Source organism: Paenibacillus sp. 01T442 (assembly GCF_056398345.1).
This window is the reverse complement of record NZ_JBFTPF010000055.1, coordinates 18,387-39,392: the sequence shown is the minus strand read 5'-3', so window position 1 is coordinate 39,392 and position 21,006 is coordinate 18,387. Positions and strand designations below refer to the sequence as shown.

The following is a 21,006-nucleotide window of genomic DNA, read 5'->3' as shown; positions in this document are numbered from 1 at the left end:
CGACCATGGTTCTTCTCTTGCGCACAATTTTTGTGCGCTAGCGGGCGATGGTCAACCATGGTTCTTCTCTTGCGCACAATTTTTGTGCGCGAGCGTGCGATGGTCGACCATGGTTCTTCTCTTGCGCACAATTTTTGTGCGCTAGCGGGCGATGGTCAACCATGGTTCTTCTCTTGCGCACAATTTTTGTGCGCGAGCGTGCGATGGTCGACCGGGGAACCTCTAACTGAGCTCTTCTAGTGCGTTAAAGTGGCGTATTAGTGAGGTCGTTAAGGTTTGACGGCAGGTCCTTTGTTACGCATTCATGAAAAGAGCTCAATCGATCATCCGCAGCACAATACGACCTCGTCCGTGCCCCGTCTCGCTCTTCTCATGTGCTTGACGCACATCTTCCATTGCAAAGCTTTGCTCGATGTGAATCGTTTTTAGCTTTCCCTCATCGATTAGCTCAGCAATGGCTTTCAAATCTCCCTTCGTGGCGATGCCCGGACGAATCAAGGTAATACCGTGCTGCTTGGCTTTCATCAGCGGCGGTTGGCCCGCGATCGAGGCCAATCTGCCTCCATGCTTCATAACAGACCATGTACGTGCAAGTGTGTCCCCACCCACCATATCCAATACGAAATCGACATTCTGTACGATCTCTTCGAATCGTTCAGACGAATAGTCAAACACCATGTCTGCGACTAATGATGCCACATAAGACACATTCGTCGGCCCTGATGTACCAATGACTTCAGCACTGATCCCTTTCGCGAACTGTATCGCGAACATCCCAACGCCTCCCGCAGCGCCATGAATCAGAATACGCTCGTTCGGCTTCACTTGACCTTCCGAAACAATGGCACACCACGCAGTTGTGGCTCCTCCTGATAATGTTGCAGCTTCTTCATAGGATATCGAAGCAGGCTTACGAGCAATCACATCCTCAGGCGCTGTCGTATACTCCGCGTATGTGCCCTTCGTACTGCGGCCGAATACAGGATCTCCAATCTTCCAGGTGGACACCCCTGTTCCAACTGCCTCAATTACACCCGTGAAAGCTGTTCCCGGAATATGTGGGAATTGGACCGGCATCGGGAATAATCCACGGCGTATTTTCCAATCCACAGGTAGAACACCAGCGGCATGTATGCGAACAAGCACTTTCCCTTCTTGTGGCTGTGGAATAGGGACTGTTTCTACTTGCAGGACCTCAGCCTCACCAAAAGCATGATAACGCACAGCACGCATGGGATTAGCCTCTTTCTTATCCATATGATCGCTCATCTTGGCTCTCTCCTCTTTTCTTCGCATGTATGGTATATTTAATGTGTTGACGGATGAAGCACCTCCCTTACTTGCCAAAGCTCGTGCCGCGATGAGCCAAGCCTCCGATCAGGTACTCCAATCTTTATCCGCCGTAGGCAAAAGCCAACTCCAGACATTGTTATTCCGCTTATAGGTCTGGTGGATTTTCTATGTAACCAGTGGTAGAATATAGGAGATTGTCCCAATTTCACAATTAGAGGAGAATGGTCATGTCAATTAATGCTTATTTAAATTTCCAAGGAAACACTCGCGAAGTTGTGACTTTCTATGCAGAAGTATTTAATCTGCCCACTCCCAAAATCATTACTTTTGGCGATATGCCAGCTCACCCCGACTATCCGCTTCCTGAAGAAGCCAAAAATGGCGTTATGCACGCTCGTCTAGATATTAACGGAAGCCCGCTTATGTTCTCTGACGTATTCCCAGGTATGCCTTACGTTGTAGGAAATAACATCAGTCTTTCCTACGTTAGCGCAAACGCCGATGAAATCCAAAACGTATTCCATAAGCTCAAAGAGGGCGGAAAAATTGCCATGGAGCTTCAAGCGACGGACTGGAGTAAATTGTACGGTCAAATTGAGGACAAGTTTGGCATTCTTTGGCAGTTCAATCTTGATAGTGGCGAAAGCTTCTAGACATTACAAATAGTTCTCTCTAACGAAAAARGATTCCAAAGCTCACTTCCTTCAAGTGAGTTTACGGAATCCTTTTTATTTGCACTATAAGATTGGTGATATCAGCTTCGAAATCGACTCCAGGAAACGGATGCGAAGTGAGCGCTTCTCATATTCCTCCAGCGTTAACTCCATACACCCCTCCATATCCTTCCAGAAGGTGTTTTCCAGCTTTGCTGCTGTCTCTTCATGAAACATCAGCGCATTCGTCTCAAAATTAAGCCTTAAGCTGCGAATATCGAAATTCGCGGTACCAACTGAGGCCACTTTGCCGTCTACGATAATTGTTTTGGCATGTAGGAAGCCGTAATCATACAGATAGCATTTCACACCTGCACGCAGCAGTTCACCCACATAATACAACGAAGCCCAATGGACGAATAAATGATCCRCCTTCTCAGGTATCATAATCCTTACATCAATCCCCGACAGAGCCGCAATTCGCAAAGCATTCAGCATACTTTCTTCAGGAATAAAATAGGGTGTTTGCAACAAAATTCGGCTTTTGGCCAAATGAATCAACTTCAAGAACGTATATACGAAATGCGGCCAAGTTTCATTCGGGCCACTTGCGACAATTTGCATCGGGACCCTACCTTGCACGGCATTCTCCAAGATTGCCGGGAAATACGTCGTATTTACTTCCAATGATTCTGTTGATGCAAGGTTCCAATCCAGTATGAACCGAGATTGCAACGCTCGCACGACGCTGCCCGTCAATCGAAGGTGTGTATCCCGCCAGTAACCAAATTTTGGATTTAATCCCAGGTATTCATTGCCAATATTAAATCCGCCAATATAGCCGATCTGCCCGTCAATAATTACGAGCTTGCGATGATTCCGATAGTTAACACGATAATTAAGAAAAGGAATACGTGAGGGAAAGAATGCCGCTTTGTGTCCACCTGCCAGTAGAAAATCCTTGAAAAACGAATCTTTCAACGTACGTGAGCCGATATCATCATATAGAAAACGAACAGTCACCCCTTGTTTAGCTTTCCGTGTGAGCACTTCCATGATCCGCTGACCTAAGTTATCATTTTTGACAATATAATATTGCATGTGGATATGATGCTCGGCAGCCTCAATTCGACTAATCAAATCATTAAATTTCTCGACCCCATCTGTGAAAATATGTACATCGTTATCCTGTGACAAATATGAATCATTCGTAGCGACATTCAAATAAATTAAATACCGATACTCCATCACCATTGGATCGATATAGGGAAAAGTCCCGTCCATGAGCTGCTGCCGCTGCTCACTAATCACAGTCTGCATCCGTTCCTGCATGCGCTTATTCCATTTATACAGCTTGCGCCGGCTCAAGTTTTGACCCAACATCACGTACAATAGAAAGCCTAGAATAGGAATGAATAGCAGCACCATTAACCATGACCATGTTGCAGCCACATTACGTCTTTCTAAGAAAACCACCGTGAGCGCCAATAAAATATTTACAACAAACAACACGGTCAACATATGAGAAATCCAATCCATGCCCATTGTACCACTCCAACCCTCTTTACTCATCTGTATCTATTATACCTGAATTTTCAAAATAACGAAAAAAGCCCCCTCATTCTTTCGAATCAAGAGGCTTTCTCCCAGTATTTAAGAGGTCATTTCATTGTAAATTGTAATATATTGCTGCGCAGATTTGCGCCAGCTAAAGTCACCTTTTTTCATATTTTGCTGAATCTTCATCCAACTGTCACGGTCATTCTTATAAAAGAAAACCGCTCGCCTGATGATATGAAGCATATCATGGGCATTGTAATGCGTGAAGGAGAAACCTGTACCCTCTCCTGTAAACTCATTATACGGCTGCACCGTATCCTTCAGACCGCCCGTTTCACGAACGATGGGTACGGAACGATAGCGTAGCGCAATCAACTGCCCAATGCCACATGGCTCGAACTGTGATGGCATTAAGAAGAGATCTGAAGCTGCGTAGAACTGGTGTGCTAACGCTTCATCAAAGTAAATGTGCGCCGACACCTTGGTCGGATGTGTGACTGCAGCGTTCCGAAACATTTGCTCATAGACAGGCTCGCCCGTACCAAGAACAATTAGCTGGATGTCCAAGCTTAAGATTTCGCGAAGCACGTGCTGAATCAGATCTAAACCCTTCTGCTGTACAAGACGAGTAACCAGTACAATCATTGGGATATCACCGTTCACAGGAAGTCCTAGACGCTCCTGAAGCGCCGTCTTATTCTGCGTCTTCTTCGGTAAAGAGTCCCGATAATTCACAACCAGATTCTTATCCGTCATAGGGTCGAACACGTCGTAATCAATTCCGTTCACGATGCCCGTTAATTGATCCTTGCGGTGACGCAACAGGCTGTCCAAGAATTCACCGTAATACGGTGTTTGAATCTCCTCCGCATACGTCTGACTAACCGTTGTAATCTGATCTGAATACAACAGTCCACCCTTCAGGAAGCTTGCGCCACCATGAAGCTCTAGCGCTGTTCCTGAGAAGTGGTCATCTGACAAACCAAACAAATCCTTAAACACTTGTTGGCCAAAAACACCTTGGTATTTCAAATTATGAACGGTTGTCATCGTCTTGATCTCGCTAAAGAAAGGCAAATGCTGATAATGAGCCTTCAGCAACACAGGAATCATACCTGCTTGCCAATCGTGACAATGAATCACATCCGGCTGGAAATCCAGATAAGGCAGGGCTTCAATGACACCTCGACAAAAGAAGCCAAATCGCTCCGCCTCATCCCCAAAGCCATAAATACCAGATCGCTTGTAATAAAACTCATTATCGACGAAATAATAGGTAACCCCTTCATGCACCAACATATCAATTCCGATATATTGCTTGCGCCAGCCGAGCTGCACATCAAATGATGTCACATGTGTCATCAGATCTCTAAACTTAGCCGGGATATCACCATATTTGGGCAAAATAACACGTACATCAAGTCCCTGACGCGTCAGCTCCTTAGGTAAGGAGCCGATCACATCCGCCAATCCGCCTGTCTTTATAAAAGGAACGGCCTCCGAAGCCGCGAACAGTATTTTCATCTTKCCACTCCTCCAACTTTGCTAGAACCTGACCTATCACACGAACTTGCGATTAGATCACTTTGGTTTTCGCTGCAATGAATGGTGCTTTATTGTCACCTGTTAATACACGGCCGCGACTAATGAAGACGTCCTTATCCAGAATCGCATTCTCGATAATTACGTTTTCCTCAATCTCGCAGTTTTGCAAAATGATACTGTTTTTCACGTAGGCGCCTTTGCGGATCTTCACCCCGCGGAACAGAATGCTGTTCTCCACTTTTCCTTCAATCTGGCAGCCATTTGCGATAAGTGCGTTCTTAGCGGAAGCGGAGTCCAAATATTTGGCAGGCGGCTCATCCTTAACCTTGGTATAGATCAGATTATTCTTCTGGAAGAACAGCTCGCGCCAAATCGCAGGATTCAACAGCTGCATGCTGTGTTTGTAGTAGCCTTGAATCGAGTTCACAATTCCCAGATGCCCTTCAAACTTATAGCCATACACGCTAAGCTTATCAATGTTTTTCATAATGCCGTCACGCACCAAATGATCATATCCTTGCGCTAAGCAGGATTCGACCATATCCAGCAGTAAAGCCTTGCTCATAATATACATTTCCATGGAAATGTTATTTGTCCGCAGTCGGCCCGTGTGATCTTCCATCAATGTTACTTGACCTGTGTCTTTCACTGCCATTCGGCGGAATTTCCMATGGACTTCTTCATCGGTTTGCTTATATATCACGGTAATATCCGCTTGCATATCTTCGTGATAACGCACTGCATCGTTCAAATCCAGATTGCACACCATGTGGCTGCGGGAAATAATGACGAACTCTTCTTTACCGCGGTAGAAATAGTCACGATGGCTATAGAACTGATACAAATCACCGCGCGAGATGCCCGTCGGTTCATCCAGTACGGAAGGTAGGACGAAAAGTCCCCCACGCTTACGATCCAAATCCCACTCTTTTCCAGATCCCAGATGGTCCATGAGCGAACGGTATTTGTGTTGAGTGAATACAGCTACATTGTCAATCCCTGAATTCACCATATTCGAGAGTGCAAAATCGATTAACCGATAACGACCACCAAAAGGCACAGATGCCGGGCAGCGGAAATAAGTCAGTTCCTCCAAATCATCCGGTTCATTGACTAAATTAATGACTCCCATCACATGTTTCATCTGACATCATCCCTTCTGATTAGCGTAGCCTGTTACCCGTTCGTTACCGCCAATAAGTACAATTTCACCATCGCCATCGACAACCGCACCATCTTCAACGACCGTATTCTCACCAATAATCGCTTTGATAATCGTTACGTTATTACCAATCTTAGCATTCGGCATAATGACAGAATCTTTAATTTGGCTGCCTTCACCTACTTGAACACCGAAAAAGAGAACGGAATGATCAACATCTCCAAATATCGCACAGCCCTCATTCACCAATGAACGTTTAATATTTGCCGTAGGCGCCACGTATTGTGCAGGTTGGTACGGATTCTGTGAATATACACGCCAGTCTTTATCATTTAAGTTTAACTCATTATTGTCATCTAAAAGGTCCATATTCGCTTCCCATAAACTATCAATGGTTCCGACGTCCTTCCAATAGCCTTCGAATGGATAAGCAAACATTCTCGCTTCATCCTTCAGCATCATCGGAATGATATCTTTCCMAAAGTCTTTACTAGACTCAGGATTCGCTTCATCCTCAAGCAAATACGATTTCAATGCTTTCCAGTTAAAAATGTAAATCCCCATAGAAGCCAGGTTGGAGTTTGCTTCCTTCGGCTTTTCAGCGAATTCAGTAATCTCCTGCTTCTCATTTACGCTCATGATGCCGAATCGGCTAGTCTCTTCCCATTTCACTTCGATTACAGCGATCGTTGCGTCCGCTTTTTTCTCTTTGTGATAAGAAAGCATGAGATCGTAATCCATTTTATAAATATGGTCACCCGAGATGACCAAGACGTATTCTGGATCATACTGTTCGATAAAGCCGATGTTGCGATAAATCGCGTTTGCAGTTCCTTTGTACCAATCTCCGCCTTTTTGCTCCATGAACGGTGGCAGTACAGTTACACCGCCATGCTTGCGGTCAAGATCCCAAGAGCTTCCAATACCAATGTACGTATTGAGAACAAGAGGCTGATACTGCGTAAGAACGCCTACGGTATCAATCCCAGAATTCGTACAATTGCTGAGAGTAAAATCAATGATGCGGTATTTGCCGCCAAAGTGAACAGCTGGCTTAGCTAAATTGTTCGTCAGTACGCCTAATCTTCGCCCTTCTCCTCCAGCGAGGAGCATAGCAACACATTCTTTACTGCGCATATTTGATTTCCCCCTTCACCTTCATCAATCTCTGATTGGAATTCACTCACACACTTGATATAGACAGCCGCAAGCGGCGGAATACATAACGATAAACTGTATGGCATACCATGCATGGGACTTGCCTTGCTTGTGATTGGCAGCGTATTTCCTTGTCCGGAACCGCCAAATTCTGTAGCATCGCTATTAAATACAATTTCGTAGAGACCTAATTTCGGAACGCCGATCCGATAATCCGGATGAACAACAGGTGTGAAATTACACACAAGAATAAGTTCATCCTCCGGCGATTTCCCTTTTCTCATATATGTGACAACACTTTGGCTCTCGTCATGGGGATTAATCCATGCAAAGCCTTCTGGATCATGATCCAGCTGCCACAAGGCTGATTCGTTCAAATAAAATTGATTGAGCGACTTCACGTAGTGATGCATCTGCTCATGCTTCTCGTAACCGTCTAATAGAAACCAATCCAGCTCCTCGAGATCCTTCCATTCGTCGAATTGACCGAATTCACTTCCCATGAAGAGCAGTTTTTTCCCTGGATGCCCCGACATATAGCCATATAATACACGGAGATTAGCAAATTTCTGCCAATAGTCTCCTGGCATCTTATGCAGGAGTGAACGCTTACCATGCACGACTTCATCATGTGACAAAKGCAGTACATAATTTTCGCTCCATGCATACATGAACGAGAAGGTAATCAACTTGTGATTATATCTGCGGTGGATGGGATCCAGTTTCATATATTTTAGCATATCGTTCATCCAACCCATATTCCACTTGTAGTTAAATCCAAGTCCACCTTCGTGCACAGGTGCCGTAACAAGCGGCCAATCCGTCGAATCTTCCGCCATCATCAGCGCGTCTGGATAATAGGAGAATACAACTTGATTCAGCTTGCGGATGAACGCAACGGCCTCCAAATTCTCCTCGCCACCGAGTTGATTTCGAATGGGCTCCTCATTCCATCTGCCGAAATTAAGGTGCAGCATAGAAGCAACAGCATCTACTCTGATCCCATCCATATGATACATGTCCATCCAAAATAAGGCATTTGAGATTAAGAAACTCTGAACCTCCGGCCTGCCGAAATCGAAGGTAAGTGTCCCCCACTCCAGCTTCTCTGCTTTGCGAGGGTCTTCATATTCATACAAAGGCTTGCCATCAAACTGACGAAGACCGTGACTGTCCTTGCAAAAATGACCTGGGACCCAGTCCATAATGACCCCAATTCCCTTCTGATGACAGCGATCTACGAATCGCATGAAATCCTTAGGGGCACCGTGACGACTAGTTACCGAAAAGTACCCTGTTGCTTGATAACCCCACGAACGATCGAAAGGATGCTCCGCTAGCGGCATGACTTCAATATGCGTATACCCCATATCAGCCGCATAATCCACCAATTCAGTCGTTAATTGTTCGTACGTGTACTGCTCTTCGCTTGTACGATCTTTTTTACGCCAAGTGCCTAAATGCACTTCGTAAATGGACAGCGGCTTGTTATAAGCGGGGACTTCTTTCTTCTGCTGCTGCCAGGCTTGATCCTGCCAATCATAACCATCTAAATCTACCACCCGCGATGCCGTACCGGGCCTTAATTCAGAATAGAAGGCATAGGGATCAGCTTTTAACAAAATCTGCCCTGTCTGACTATGAATTTCGAACTTGTAGTAGTCGCCTTCACGTGCTTCGGGAATAAAGATCATCCAGAGTCCTAATGAACTAATTTTTTCCATCCTATGCTCGCCGGATTGCCATTCATTGAAATCTCCAAGTACAAACACGGTTCTTGCATGCGGTGCCCATACGGCGAATCGAACACCTTCATGCCCTTTTTCTTTGCTAACATGTGCCCCTAAGATACGATAACTGTGGAACAGGGATCCTTCATGAAGCAGAAACAAATCCTCGGAGCTGGGTATACCAACGTTTGCTCCCACATTATCCCTCCCTATTTCGACATGTCTATACTCTAAGATGCGTGTAACAAATCGTCTCTACCTCTACAAATACAACAAACAGGTAAGGAATTCCTTCAATTCGATTCGAATAAAAAAAAGGAAATCTCTCAACCTTCGGTGAATTATTGATAGGACTAGAAATGAAAGGTGGAACACTCATAATGAAAGATAAAGTAAAAGGACTTATCGTAGGTTTAACTATTGGTTCTGTTTTAAGTGGAACTGTAGCATTTGCAGCTGGGACACAAATCGAAGTAGCTTTCCGTAATCTGACGTATATGTTTGATGGTGTGGAAAAAGCGCCAACGGACGCCAAAGGATTCATCTATGAAGGAAATACGTATGTACCCCTGCGCTTTATGAGCGACTCACTTGGCAAGAAAGTTACGTGGGATGATGCAACAAGTACAATTTGGGTTGGAAATAATCCGAATCAAGTCGTTGCAACATACACAGGCGGAACGGTAACGAAGGGAGAATTCGATACGTTCTTTAATCTCAAAGCCCTGTTCAATAGTTCGCATGCGGCTTCGAAGGACAACCTAGACTATCAGACTAGTGTCCTTAAAGAATTAGTGACGAATCGAATTCTTTATAGTCGTTCATCAGAAGCAGATCAGGCTGCTGCAAAAACAGCCGCAGCTGCACAAGTAGCAGCTTGGAAGCAACAGTTTGGGGAAGATAAATTTAAAGCGGACTTGCAATCAGCGAATTCAACGGAAATTTATCTTCAATATTACCTCGTTGGCAGCATGACAGGGATTAACTATGTGAAATCGAGTATTACAGACGTTCAGTTGAAAGCACAATATGATGCTGCACTTGCTGCGAATAAAGATGCGTTTACAATCGCTTCCGTACGTCATATTTTGATCGGACTTAACGACGCCGAAGGCAAAACCCTTCGTACAAAAGCAGAAGCACTTACACTTGCCAAGGATATTCAAACCAAGCTCAAAAATGGCGGAGACTTCGTAGCGCTTGCTAAGCAATACTCCGAAGATCCAGGTTCAAAGGATAATGGTGGTCTTTATGCTGATGCCGATGTGAGCCAATGGGTTGAAGGATTCAAAAACGCAGCGATCTCTCAAGCGGTTGGAACGATTGGTGATCCCGTTGAAACCGAGTTTGGCTACCACGTGATCAAAGTTGACTCTCGTTCTGTTAAACCTTTTGCTGCAGTAAAAGAATCACTGCGTGCTTCACTTGAACAGGCGCAATTCCAACAATTTACTGAAAAAGAACTGCCTGGTCTGATTGAAAAGATCGATTTAGGTCAATAAATGGTGTACAATGGATGTTTAGTCTAGTAAACAGTTGAAGGATGGATTACAACATGTTTTATGCAAAAGATTGGGTCGATTATGAGCTGCTCGATACAGGCGGCGGCGAAAAGCTAGAGCGCTGGGGGACGATTGTTCTTCGCAGACCCGACCCACAGATTATTTGGCCACTACAGAAAGAAACGCCTGCTTGGCGTCAAGCTGATGCGCATTATCACCGCAGCTCCAGCGGCGGCGGCCAATGGCAACAGAATGCAGAGCTCCCCGAGCGTTGGACGATTACGTATGATCAGAAACTGACCTTTTATATTAAGCCAACTAGCTTTAAACATACGGGTCTTTTCCCTGAGCAAGCGGTCAATTGGAAATGGATGATGGACAAGATTAAGGGTGCTGGTCGTCCGATCAAAGTACTCAATCTCTTCGCTTACACAGGTGGAGCAACACTTGCATGCGCGCATGCTGGCGCAGAAGTATGCCATGTGGATGCATCTAAAGGGGTCGTACAATGGGCCAAGGAGAATTTGCACCTAAGCGGCATGGGTTCTAGACCTGTTCGATTCATTACGGATGATGTTTTCAAATTCGTACAGAGAGAACAGCGYCGCGGCAGCAAGTATGATGCGATCATTATGGATCCACCATCCTACGGACGTGGGCCTAACGGTGAAACCTGGAAATTGGAAGATGATCTCTTCCCTTTCATCCAGACTTGCCAATCTATTCTGACGGACAACCCCTTGTTCCTGTTAATCAATTCCTACACGACAGGCATCTCGGCAACTGTGCTTCAGAACATTTTGACAATGGCGATGAAAGACAAGCATGGCGGCACGATCTCCAGCGGTGAAATCGGCCTGCCGATCACCCACTCCGGCCTTATGCTCCCTTGCGGTATTCTGGGACGCTGGGAGGCGTAAGCGGTGGCATTGAAGGATGAATACGGCGCATCGCAGATACCGATTATTTTCGAAGACAACCACATTCTTGTGGTTGAGAAGCCCGTCAACATGCCTACGCAGGAAGACGAGTCTCGTGATCTTGACTTGCTGAACGCCTTGAAGGCGGATATCAAGGAGCGGTACAACAAGCCCGGCAATGTTTACCTCGGGCTTGTTCATCGCTTGGATCGTCCGGTTGGCGGCGTGATGGTCTTCGCCAAAACGTCAAAAGCCGCGTCCCGACTATCGGATGCGGTACGAACAAGGCATCTCGACAAGACGTACGTCGCTGTCGTGCACGGTAAGCCCTCCCAGCCGGCCGCTACGCTGCGCCACTGGCTGTGGAAGGATACGCGGACGAATACCGTCAGCGTGGTCAAGGCAGGCCAGCAGGACGCCAAGGAGGCGGTGCTGGACTATAAGCTGCTCGGCAGCCAAGACGGGCTCAGCTTGATCCAAATCAAGCTGCACACCGGGCGGCCGCATCAGATCCGCGTGCAGCTGGCTGCCATTGGCTGCACGCTGTACGGGGACCAGCGCTACGGCAGCGCTGTCAACAAACCAGGCCAACAGCTCGCGCTGTGGGCCACGGCACTTGCCTTTGAGCATCCTGTGCTCAAAGAGAAGATGCACTTCCGGTCGCTGCCACCTGTGCAGCGGCCTTGGAACGAATTCACGATTCCCGAGTTATGAGGGAATGAAGTTCTACACCATTTAATTCGCAACCTTGCCCAATAAATAAATAAGCAATTTCTGATTATGAGCGGAAACGCGATTCAGGTATGAATCCAACAGTTCTTCACGGATTCCACGGCCTCTCTCGCATTCCGCTTTTCCTTTATCCGTCACATGGATCCAAACAATTCTGCGATCCTTCTCATCTCGCACACGGTTAATTAACTCCGCTTTTTCCATCCGGTCTAATAAGGTTGTAACGGCAGCAGGTGTCGTGGATAAATACTCGATTAAATCCGAAGGCTTCATACGTTCATGGACTAGGAGCAATTCAAGCACATTCAGTTGTCCTTCCGTAATCGTAGGGGCTAAGCCTACCTCCATCTGATTTTTCAATTCCTTCGATAATTTTAGCCATAGCTTTCCGAATTCATCGGAATACATCCTCATCAACTCGCTTCCATTTTCACCTATTTACAGCAAGTATAGCATGCCTTTTCTCTACTTTAAAGATTAATGCCATTAATATTTTCTTACAAAAATTGCGAGATTCATAGACATGCTGTGGTTTGCTGATACCTGATGTCGAGCTTTCACACAGTTTGTCTAGTCTTGTGTGGAATGACAAGCGAATCGACTTCTTTTAACAAGTTGCCCAGTACTTACATATACTGATCGAAGGTGTCATGCACCCTTGTAATCAACAAGGAGTCCCTTTACTTTCGGAGAATCTTGACGTGCAAGGCTGTTAACTTACTTTCAAGGAGTGATTGGATTGGAAGCATGGAAAGTGGAGCTAGGCAAAAAAGCGCTGGAAGCCGGTATGCTAAAAGACCCACAGTGGCTTGATCGATTAGATGAACCGATGCCTTTGTGGGTCTTATTAGAAATAGCTTTTGCATTAATTGAAAGACTGGATCCTCCAACGATTAGTTACGATTGAGGAAAGCGCAAAATCTCAACAATCGATTCTGTTTTCGTCACAGGAATTAGTGATTTGCCTTGGGCTTTGCGATCTTCTAACGGAGCTGTTTCCGTTGAGAATCGCAGCTTCTCGCCATTACTCATCACAGCTGTAATCAAGTAATCCATTTTCACAATAAATGTCCGGATTAAAGCTGAACCGTTCGGTCTGACACGCTTACCTTCTTTGAATTCGAAGGTAATAATCCCCTTCCCGCCGCGACCTTGAATTGGATAATCTACAACGAGAGATCGCTTCGCATACCCGAGGTCCGAGATCACCAGTACTTCCCCTTCATCCCCATAGATCCACTCAGCTGACACGACTTCATCGTCTTCCTTGAGCTGGATGCCGCGTACACCTGCTGCTGCACGGCCCATCGGGTTTACTTCTTCCTCACGGAAACGAATGCTCATGCCCTGCTTCGTGACGAGAAGAATTTCCTTCGTATTGTCACTCATTTGAACATGAAGCACTTCATCTTGCTCGCCAAGTTTACACGCAACAATCGCATTGGAGCGGTTCGTCATATATTCCTTCAGCTCTGTCCGCTTCACTTGACCTTTTCGTGTAACGAACACGAGTGACTTCGTCGGATCCTCAAATCCCTTGACAGGAATGACATTCACGATACGATCTTCCTTCGCAATCGGGATGACATTTACGATGGCTGTTCCATTCTCTTTCCACTTATACTCTGGAATTTGATGGACAGGCAATAAGTAGTATTGCCCCTTCTTCGTGAAGATCAGCAAGCTCTCGATCGTATTGACATCCAGCAAGAAACGAAGGTAATCGCCATCCTTCAAGCCAGTATTCTCAAGCTCTCCACCCGAACGTGTGAAGGATAACTTACTTGTACGCTTCAAGTAACCCTCATTGGACAAGGTGACAAGCACATCTTCTGCCGTTACAAGAACTTCTAGATTCACTTTCAGTTCTTCGACTTCTCCTTGAATCTCGGAGCGGCGATCGATTCCATATTTCTTGCGAATCTCGCCCATCTCATCTTTAATAACGCCTAGTAATTTCTTCAAGCTGCCAAGAATCCCACGCAAGTACGCAATTGTTTTCTCAACATCCTTCAATTCCTTCTCCAGCGTTGTTATTTCCAAATTCGTTAAACGGTATAATTGCAGGACAAGGATCGCATCAGCTTGTCGTTCTGAAAAATGAAACTTCTCTACGAGATTATTTTGAGCGTCCTGCCGATTTTTCGAAGCTTTAATCGTAGCAATGACCTCATCCAAAATGTTCAGTGCTTTCACAAGCCCTTCGAGGACATGTGCTCGATCTTCCGCTTTCTCAAGCTCATATTGGGACCGGAACGTCACGACCTCTTTCTGATGCCCAATGTAAGCTTCCAGGATCTCGCGGATACCGAGTTGACGAGGCGCTTTATTCACGATAGCAACCATGTTGAAGTTATACGTCACTTGCAAATCAGTCTTCTTCAGCAAATAGGCCAAAATCCCTTGTGCATCCGCTTCCTTCTTGAGCTCAATCACGATACGAAGCCCATTCCGTCCGCTTTCATCGCGTACTTCCGCGATTCCCTCGATTTTTTTCTCCAGACGGATGTTCTCCATCGCCGTTACTAATCGAGATTTAACCACTTGATAGGGAATTTCTGTAATTACAATTTGCTGTCTGCCGCCGCGCATTTCTTCGATCGCGGTTTTGGAGCGGATATAGATACGACCTTTACCTGTCCGGTAAGCTTCACGAATGCCATCCTCGCCCATGATGATCCMTGAAGTCGGGAAATCAGGTCCTTTGACAATGGACATTAATTCGTCAACCGTAATTTCAGGTTTATCGATCATAGCTGTACAAGCATCAATAATTTCGCGCAAGTTATGTGGCGGAATTTCCGTTGCAAAGCCTGCAGAGATCCCACTTACCCCGTTAACGAGCAAATTTGGATAACGAGCAGGTAATACAACTGGCTCTTTGGTTGAATTATCGAAGTTATCTTTGAACATGACCGTACGCTTCTCAATGTCGCGCAATAATTCCATTGCGATTTCTGACAAACGTGCTTCTGTATAACGCATTGCTGCCGGTGGATCATCATCTAAGGAACCCCAGTTCCCGTGACCATCGACAAGTGTATGCCCCATTTTCCATGGCTGTGCCATACGAACCATACCATCATAAATCGAAGCATCACCATGTGGATGATAGTTACCCATAACATCCCCAACGGTTTTGGCTGATTTCCGGTAAGGCTTATCTGGCGTATTGCCGGAGTCATACATCGCATACAACACACGACGTTGAACTGGCTTCAAGCCATCTCTCACATCAGGTATCGCGCGATCTTGAATAATATATTTGGAATACCGACCGAAGCGATCCCCTACGATCTCCTCCAGAAAGGCTGGTAAAAACTCTTCTATAATACTCACTTTCTCGTCACCACTCTTTTTGATTACTCAACATATTCCGTAAAATCAACGTTTTCGATAATCCATCTCTTACGTGGATCTACTTTATCGCCCATCAACGTCGTCACACGACGTTCTGCTTTGGCCGCATCTTCAATCTGCACCTGAAGCAGCGTTCTGCTTTCCGGATTCATCGTCGTTTCCCACAGCTGATCCGGATTCATCTCGCCTAATCCTTTATAGCGCTGTAGCTCGGTATTTTTGCCGAGTTCTTTGACTACAACGTTCAATTGATCGTCCGTCCACGCGTATTTATGACCACCATTTTTTCCTTTTCTCGTCACTTTATACAGGGGAGGCTGAGCAATATACACTTTGCCAGCATCAATCAATGGTTTCATGTAACGATAGAAGAAGGTTAGCAGCAGTACTTGAATGTGTGCGCCATCTGTATCGGCATCTGTCATCAGAATAATTTTGCCGTAATTCGTCTCTTCCGCTTCGAACTCAGAACCTACTCCAGCTCCGATCGCAGCGATGATGGCTTTATATTCTTCATTTTTCAAAATATCAAGGAGCTTCGCTTTCTCGGGATTCATCGGCTTGCCTTTGAGCGGCAAAATCGCTTGATGCTTCGAATCACGCCCTTGCTTCGCCGATCCACCAGCGGAATCACCTTCCACGATGAATAGCTCATTCCGTTGCAAATCCTTCGATTGCGCAGGTGTAAGCTTCCCATTCAGGTTCGAGCTCTCGCTCTTCCCTTTCTTGCCGCTGCGAATCTCTTCGCGTGCTTTACGTGCGGCTTCTCTCGCTCTGGATGCTTGTACGGCCTTTTTCAGCATCATTTGCGCGATTTGCGGATTCTCTTCGAGGAAAACCGTCATTTTATCGGATACAACGGCGTCCACCGCACTTCGTGCAATAGCACTTCCTAGTTGGTCCTTGGTTTGACCTACGAATTCGACATCACCCATCTTGATATTGATGACGACCATCATACCTTCTCTGAGATCCGTTCCGTCAAGGTTTTTATCCTTTTCCTTGAGAATGCCCCCTTTACGGGCATATTCATTCATCACACGTGTGTAAGCTGTCTTAAAACCCGTCTCATGGGTTCCGCCGCCGCGAGTGGGAATCGAGTTAACAAAGGATGCAATCGTCTCCGTATAGCCATCATTGTATTGCAGAGCGACTTCAACTTCAATTTCGTCCTTCTCCGAGGCAAAATGAATGACTGGATGCAGCACGGTCTTCTCTTCGTTCAGGAACGCTACAAACTGGCTCGCACCGCCTTCATACTGAAACGAATCCACTTTATCTGTGCGTTCGTCTTTCAGATTGACTTGCAGTCCCGAGTTCAGGAATGCAATTTCCTRCAAACGCTCAGCTAGTGTATCGTAATTGATTGTCGTTCCACCTTGGAAGACGCGCTTATCTGGTTTGAAGGTTACTTTCGTCCCCGTGCGATTGGTGTTGCCGATAACCTCTAGGCCTGTTACAGGTTCACCAACATGTTCTATACCTTTATCATCAACCCAATATTCAAAACGCATCTTATGCACTTTGCCATCGCGATTAATTTCTACTTCCAACCACTCTGAAAGCGCGTTAGTTACTGAAGCACCAACACCATGCAAGCCTCCAGATTTCTTATAGCCCGAACCGCCGAATTTACCGCCTGCGTGGAGGATGGTAAATACAACTTGTGGCGTAGGAACCCCAGTCTTGTGCATGCCMGTTGGAATACCGCGGCCATTATCATGGACGGTAACCGATTGATCTTTATGTATCGTGACATTAATTTTGGAACAATGCTTTGCCAGATGCTCATCGACTGCATTATCTACGATTTCCCAGATCAGATGATGAAGACCTGAAGAACTGGTACTGCCAATGTACATCCCTGGTCTTTTACGAACAGCAACAAGCCCTTCCAGGACTTGAATATCGTCTGCTTCGTAATCTGTCGTGGGTGTCGGGGCTTTCCCTTTCGCAAATTCTAGCTGCTCAGCCATTGGAGCCCTCCTTTATCTATTTAATCTCTAATTTAATATATCTTTGCGCGAAAATACCGTAAACGAGACGATAAGCGCTACTACAGTCCATACGCTTAGAACACTAAGCGAGAACCCTAAATCCATACCTTGAATAGGTGGGATCCCTCCAGTTAAATACTTTGTCAGGTCCAAATTGACCATAAACAAATATTTAGCCGTTTCCCATGAGGAAACCATGTTCGATAAAATGGTTCCTGATATTAATACGGCAAGCATGACCCCCATACCTGCTGCGGTTGATCGAATTAGTACAGAAAGCATCAGCGACATGATCGCTACTACGATTGCAGTAAACCATACTAAGCCGAATTCCATCAAGAGAAAGAACCATTGATCCACGGCGCGAACACGACTGAAATCGACATCTGCCCCTGTCAACTGTATGCCTGTGAAGATCGGCATGTGCCATCCGTTGTAACCAAAAACAACGCCAGAAATCAAGTAACAAATCAATCCCGTCGACAAAACAGTCAGTGAGGTGAAGAAGATAACGGTAATTAATTTACTCAATAGGATTTTCCAACGCCTGACCGGTCTTGTCAACAATAATTTAATAGTCCCCGTAGAATGCTCGGATGATACGATATCTGCTGAAATGACCATGATAATCAACGGAATAAATAAACCCACGGCATTTTTCACAAATTCACGTGTAAATGTAACCGCATTCGGCGAACTTGGATTCACGTCTTGATCCAGATAGTAGTTTGCAATCTGAATTTGAACGCGAAGTTGCTGCTTCCACTCATCTGGCGTTCGTGCGGAGCTAAGACGTTTTTCCCAGTCAGTCACTTTCTGACGCTGATCTGCCTTCCAATCCGAAGTACCAAATTGCTTCTGTGTATGTTGAGCAACTCGCATTTGAGCATAAGTGAACATGGGAATTAAAGCAAGAAGAATAAGTAGAATGACATAAAATCGCTTTTTCTTAATCATTTTGATCATTTCATTTTTAACTAAAGCATAGAGTCCTGTCAATTCATTCACCTTCTCCTACTCGATTCGTTCCCCTTCGGTTAGACGCAAGAACAAATCTTCAAGTGTTGGATTTTTGATTTCTACAGCATATAAGCTAATTCCTTGTTCGATAAGGAGATGACTTAGCTTAGGAATGTCTTCTTGATTCATTTGTGTTGAAATCTGCCTAACCGTTGTCGGCAAGTTAGAAAGGTTTTCCGTGTCTACCGCAATGGCTGAACTCACAAACTCAGAAGATTGCAAGATGCCCTCCGCTTGTTCACCAGGTGAAACCGTCCATACCACCCTACCGCCTTGCGCAATGAGTTCATCAACAGCACCAACTTGAATCACTTCGCCATGACTAATAATCGCTACACGGTGACACATTTGCTGAAGTTCGCTGAGCAAGTGGCTAGAGACGAATAAACTAAGACCATCCGCAGCTAATCGTTGTATAAACTCCCTCATTTCTTTGATCCCCTGCGGGTCAAGTCCATTTGTGGGCTCGTCCAAAATCAATAGACTTGGTCGCCCTAATAGCGCTTGAGCAATCCCTAAGCGTTGGCGCATGCCAAGTGAATAGGTACGCACTTTATCATGAATCCGCTGATCCATCGAGACAATTTCCACGACTTCCTTAATCCGGTTATCATCGACATCAGGCAGCATGCGGGCAAAATGCTCGAGATTTTCCCATCCAGTCAGATAAGAATAAAGCTCTGGATTTTCAACAATACAGCCCACTTTTCTCATCGCTTCGTCATGCTCTTTATGTACATCAAACCCACAGATTTGAATGGTCCCTTCCGTTGGACGAATCAAATCCACGAGCATACGAATTGTCGTCGTTTTGCCTGATCCATTAGGCCCAAGAAAACCAAATATTTCGCCAGCATAGACATCAAAAGAAATGCCTTTAATAATCTCTTTGTTTTTGATGTTTTTTTTAAGATTATTGACAGATAAAACGATTTTAGGCGTTGCTGCTATAGCCATAGCATGTCCTCCCTATTTTAAAATCTGGACGATCCGATCCGCAATTCGCTCATAGCCATCCCCATTTGGATGAAAATGATCGGCAGATGATAAATATTTGATCAAATTTTGCTCAAATAGGTCGTAGGTAGGAACAATGAGCATCTGTGGATATTGATTCGTCAGTTTAAACACGCCGTTGTTCCAGCGTTGCACGGTTAAGGAACCCTGTCTCGATGGATCAAGATCAAGAAAAGGGTGATACAAACCGATATATAAGAGCGTTGCTTTCGGGTTCGCTTGATTGATGGACGAGATGATTTTTTCCATTTTGGCTAGTGCTGGGTCTACCCGTTTCTCTGCTGCTTCAGGATTAAATTCGGTCTGATTATCTCCTTTGAAGAGCCCATCCCCTCCAGCAAAAATATCATTTCCACCGATCGTAAGCAAAATGATATCTGCTTGAGCTAGTGCATCTTGTGTTTTTTTCAATGCTAAATCAGCAAGAAGCTGATCGCTTTTGTAGCCAGGAATTGCGAGGTTATTAAGCACAAAGACGGGTTTACCGCTTGCTTTTTCCAGCTTCTCACGGACACGTCCGACATAGCCTTTGCCCGTATTGTCGCCAGTTCCAGCTGTGAGTGAATCCCCCAGAGCGACAATTTGCAGCTTGCTGCTGCTTTCAATAATCGATGGTTTCGTAGGTGCTGGAGTAGCGAGTTGCAAATCTCCAGAAGCTTTAGGGAACCATATTTGATTCGCCGCGTACGCAAAGCCAACAGCGAAAACAATCGTAGAAATTGACGCGGTCAAACCAATGGCACCCCAGATGAAGCGAGATGATTTCAATGCTGTCCCCTCCTGCGAATAATTGGCATATTTCCAATTTAAGAGTATAGCTTCTCGTCAAAATTTGCAAACATTGTACAGATTCGTCTGTTTTTCGGGATGTGACATGAGCTTTAGACGCATGTGTGCGGGGTTCTAGATGAATGAGGAGGCTGCGGCGGACACGTTTTGGAGTAGTTTAAGTCGATTTTTTCGACTTGCAGCACTCGATACTCGCCAATTCTATCGTGTAAATCGATTATTTCGACTTACAGCATGCTTCATTCCACTTATCGGGTTGCTAGTTGACTGCAGTGACTGGTTAAATGGAGGTTGACGGTTGGTAGTCGGCAGCATAATCACATAGGGACTAAGTCGCGTGCGTTATGGCACGGAGAGAGTACAGCATCCTTCAAATGCTATATTCCATCTCAGCTACATCAAATAACTGGAAAAACTCCATCTATTTTCGCCTAGTTCATCTCATTTTGGAATTTAAATGGAAAAAATACAGCTATTTCACTAGCCTTTCCCCTATTTGACGTAAAATCCTGAAATTAACTGTACTTTATACATCTAATCGCATTTTTTCGATGATATACGCTAGATT

General features: G+C 45.3%; 17 protein-coding genes. 5 read left to right on the top strand and 12 right to left on the bottom strand.

Annotation, left to right across the window (positions count from 1 at the left end):
• Positions 1-315 precede the first annotated feature (315 nt).
• Complete coding sequence (locus tag AC1DLM_RS27140; protein ID WP_477571702.1) at positions 316-1,269, bottom strand: NADP-dependent oxidoreductase; 954 nt, start codon at positions 1,267-1,269, stop codon at positions 316-318.
• Positions 1,270-1,520: 251 nt separating this feature from the next.
• On the opposite strand from AC1DLM_RS27140, the gene AC1DLM_RS27135 reads away from it, so the two are divergent.
• Positions 1,521-1,946: a VOC family protein gene (locus AC1DLM_RS27135; RefSeq protein ID WP_441986684.1), complete on the top strand. Its 426-nt coding sequence runs from the start codon at positions 1,521-1,523 to the stop codon at positions 1,944-1,946.
• An 84-nt stretch (positions 1,947-2,030) separates the two neighbouring features.
• Here the strand turns inward: AC1DLM_RS27135 and cls are convergent, their stop codons facing one another.
• The 5 genes from cls to glgB form a co-directional block, all read right to left on the bottom strand.
• Positions 2,031-3,485 (bottom strand): cardiolipin synthase, encoded by a 1,455-nt coding sequence (gene cls, locus AC1DLM_RS27130; RefSeq protein ID WP_477571703.1) that lies wholly within the window; start codon positions 3,483-3,485, stop codon positions 2,031-2,033.
• Between the two features lie 114 nt (positions 3,486-3,599).
• Complete coding sequence (glgA, locus tag AC1DLM_RS27125; RefSeq protein WP_477571701.1) at positions 3,600-5,030, bottom strand: glycogen synthase GlgA; 1,431 nt, start codon at positions 5,028-5,030, stop codon at positions 3,600-3,602.
• Positions 5,031-5,082: 52 nt separating this feature from the next.
• Positions 5,083-6,195, bottom strand: coding sequence for a glucose-1-phosphate adenylyltransferase subunit GlgD (glgD, locus tag AC1DLM_RS27120; RefSeq protein WP_477571700.1), 1,113 nt, complete (start codon positions 6,193-6,195; stop codon positions 5,083-5,085).
• A 6-nt stretch (positions 6,196-6,201) separates the two neighbouring features.
• Positions 6,202-7,350, bottom strand: coding sequence for a glucose-1-phosphate adenylyltransferase (locus AC1DLM_RS27115; protein WP_477571699.1), 1,149 nt, complete (start codon positions 7,348-7,350; stop codon positions 6,202-6,204).
• The gene (glgB, locus tag AC1DLM_RS27110; RefSeq protein WP_477571698.1) at positions 7,293-9,299 is read right to left on the bottom strand and encodes a 1,4-alpha-glucan branching protein GlgB; all 2,007 of its coding nucleotides are present in this window, start codon (positions 9,297-9,299) and stop codon (positions 7,293-7,295) included. The genes AC1DLM_RS27115 and glgB overlap by 58 nt, the downstream gene beginning before the upstream one ends.
• 182 nt (positions 9,300-9,481) lie before the next feature.
• Between glgB and AC1DLM_RS27105 the strand changes: the two genes are divergently transcribed.
• The 3 genes from AC1DLM_RS27105 to AC1DLM_RS27095 are packed head-to-tail and all read left to right on the top strand — an operon-like array spanning position 9,482 to position 12,237.
• Positions 9,482-10,603, top strand: coding sequence for a peptidylprolyl isomerase (locus AC1DLM_RS27105; RefSeq protein WP_477571697.1), 1,122 nt, complete (start codon positions 9,482-9,484; stop codon positions 10,601-10,603).
• A 53-nt stretch (positions 10,604-10,656) separates the two neighbouring features.
• Positions 10,657-11,523 (top strand): class I SAM-dependent methyltransferase, encoded by an 867-nt coding sequence (locus tag AC1DLM_RS27100; protein WP_056620772.1) that lies wholly within the window; start codon positions 10,657-10,659, stop codon positions 11,521-11,523.
• A gap of 3 nt (positions 11,524-11,526) precedes the next feature.
• A complete protein-coding gene (locus AC1DLM_RS27095) occupies positions 11,527-12,237 on the top strand; it encodes an RluA family pseudouridine synthase (RefSeq protein WP_441986690.1) in 711 nt (236 codons plus the stop codon).
• 21 nt (positions 12,238-12,258) lie between these two features.
• Here AC1DLM_RS27095 and AC1DLM_RS27090 read toward each other — a convergent pair whose 3' ends face one another.
• On the bottom strand, positions 12,259-12,663 hold the full coding sequence (locus tag AC1DLM_RS27090; protein WP_441987045.1) for a MarR family winged helix-turn-helix transcriptional regulator: 405 nt from the start codon (positions 12,661-12,663) through the stop codon (positions 12,259-12,261).
• Positions 12,664-12,994: 331 nt separating this feature from the next.
• On the opposite strand from AC1DLM_RS27090, the gene AC1DLM_RS27085 reads away from it, so the two are divergent.
• The gene (locus AC1DLM_RS27085; RefSeq protein ID WP_441987057.1) at positions 12,995-13,162 is read left to right on the top strand and encodes a hypothetical protein; all 168 of its coding nucleotides are present in this window, start codon (positions 12,995-12,997) and stop codon (positions 13,160-13,162) included.
• On the opposite strand, the gene gyrA is transcribed toward AC1DLM_RS27085, so the two are convergent.
• Genes gyrA through AC1DLM_RS27060 form a run of 5 tightly spaced genes read right to left on the bottom strand, consistent with a single transcriptional unit; the run spans position 13,153 to position 20,417 of the window.
• A complete protein-coding gene (gyrA, locus tag AC1DLM_RS27080; protein WP_477571696.1) occupies positions 13,153-15,594 on the bottom strand; it encodes a DNA gyrase subunit A in 2,442 nt (813 codons plus the stop codon). The two genes, AC1DLM_RS27085 and gyrA, sit on opposite strands and share 10 nt — an antisense overlap.
• Positions 15,595-15,617: 23 nt before the next feature.
• Positions 15,618-17,591, bottom strand: coding sequence for a DNA topoisomerase IV subunit B (parE, locus tag AC1DLM_RS27075; RefSeq protein ID WP_477571695.1), 1,974 nt, complete (start codon positions 17,589-17,591; stop codon positions 15,618-15,620).
• A gap of 27 nt (positions 17,592-17,618) precedes the next feature.
• Positions 17,619-18,611, bottom strand: a complete 993-nt coding sequence (locus tag AC1DLM_RS27070) for an ABC transporter permease (RefSeq protein WP_171628870.1) — start codon at positions 18,609-18,611, stop codon at positions 17,619-17,621.
• Positions 18,612-18,626: 15 nt separating this feature from the next.
• A complete protein-coding gene (locus AC1DLM_RS27065) occupies positions 18,627-19,589 on the bottom strand; it encodes an ABC transporter ATP-binding protein (protein WP_441986693.1) in 963 nt (320 codons plus the stop codon).
• Between the two features lie 12 nt (positions 19,590-19,601).
• Complete coding sequence (locus AC1DLM_RS27060; RefSeq protein WP_441986694.1) at positions 19,602-20,417, bottom strand: GDSL-type esterase/lipase family protein; 816 nt, start codon at positions 20,415-20,417, stop codon at positions 19,602-19,604.
• Positions 20,418-21,006 lie beyond the last annotated feature (589 nt).

Excerpts from the sequence above, each read along its gene's own strand:
- AC1DLM_RS27140 (WP_477571702.1), bottom strand. The coding sequence starts at position 1,269 with ATGAGCGATCATATGGATAAGAAAGAGGCTAATCCCATGCGTGCTGTG.
- AC1DLM_RS27135 (WP_441986684.1), top strand. The coding sequence starts at position 1,521 with ATGTCAATTAATGCTTATTTAAATTTCCAAGGAAACACTCGCGAAGTT.
- glgA (WP_477571701.1), bottom strand. The coding sequence starts at position 5,030 with ATGAAAATACTGTTCGCGGCTTCGGAGGCCGTTCCTTTTATAAAGACA.
- AC1DLM_RS27105 (WP_477571697.1), top strand. The coding sequence starts at position 9,482 with ATGAAAGATAAAGTAAAAGGACTTATCGTAGGTTTAACTATTGGTTCT.
- AC1DLM_RS27090 (WP_441987045.1), bottom strand. The coding sequence starts at position 12,663 with ATGTATTCCGATGAATTCGGAAAGCTATGGCTAAAATTATCGAAGGAA.
- AC1DLM_RS27065 (WP_441986693.1), bottom strand. The coding sequence starts at position 19,589 with ATGGCTATAGCAGCAACGCCTAAAATCGTTTTATCTGTCAATAATCTT.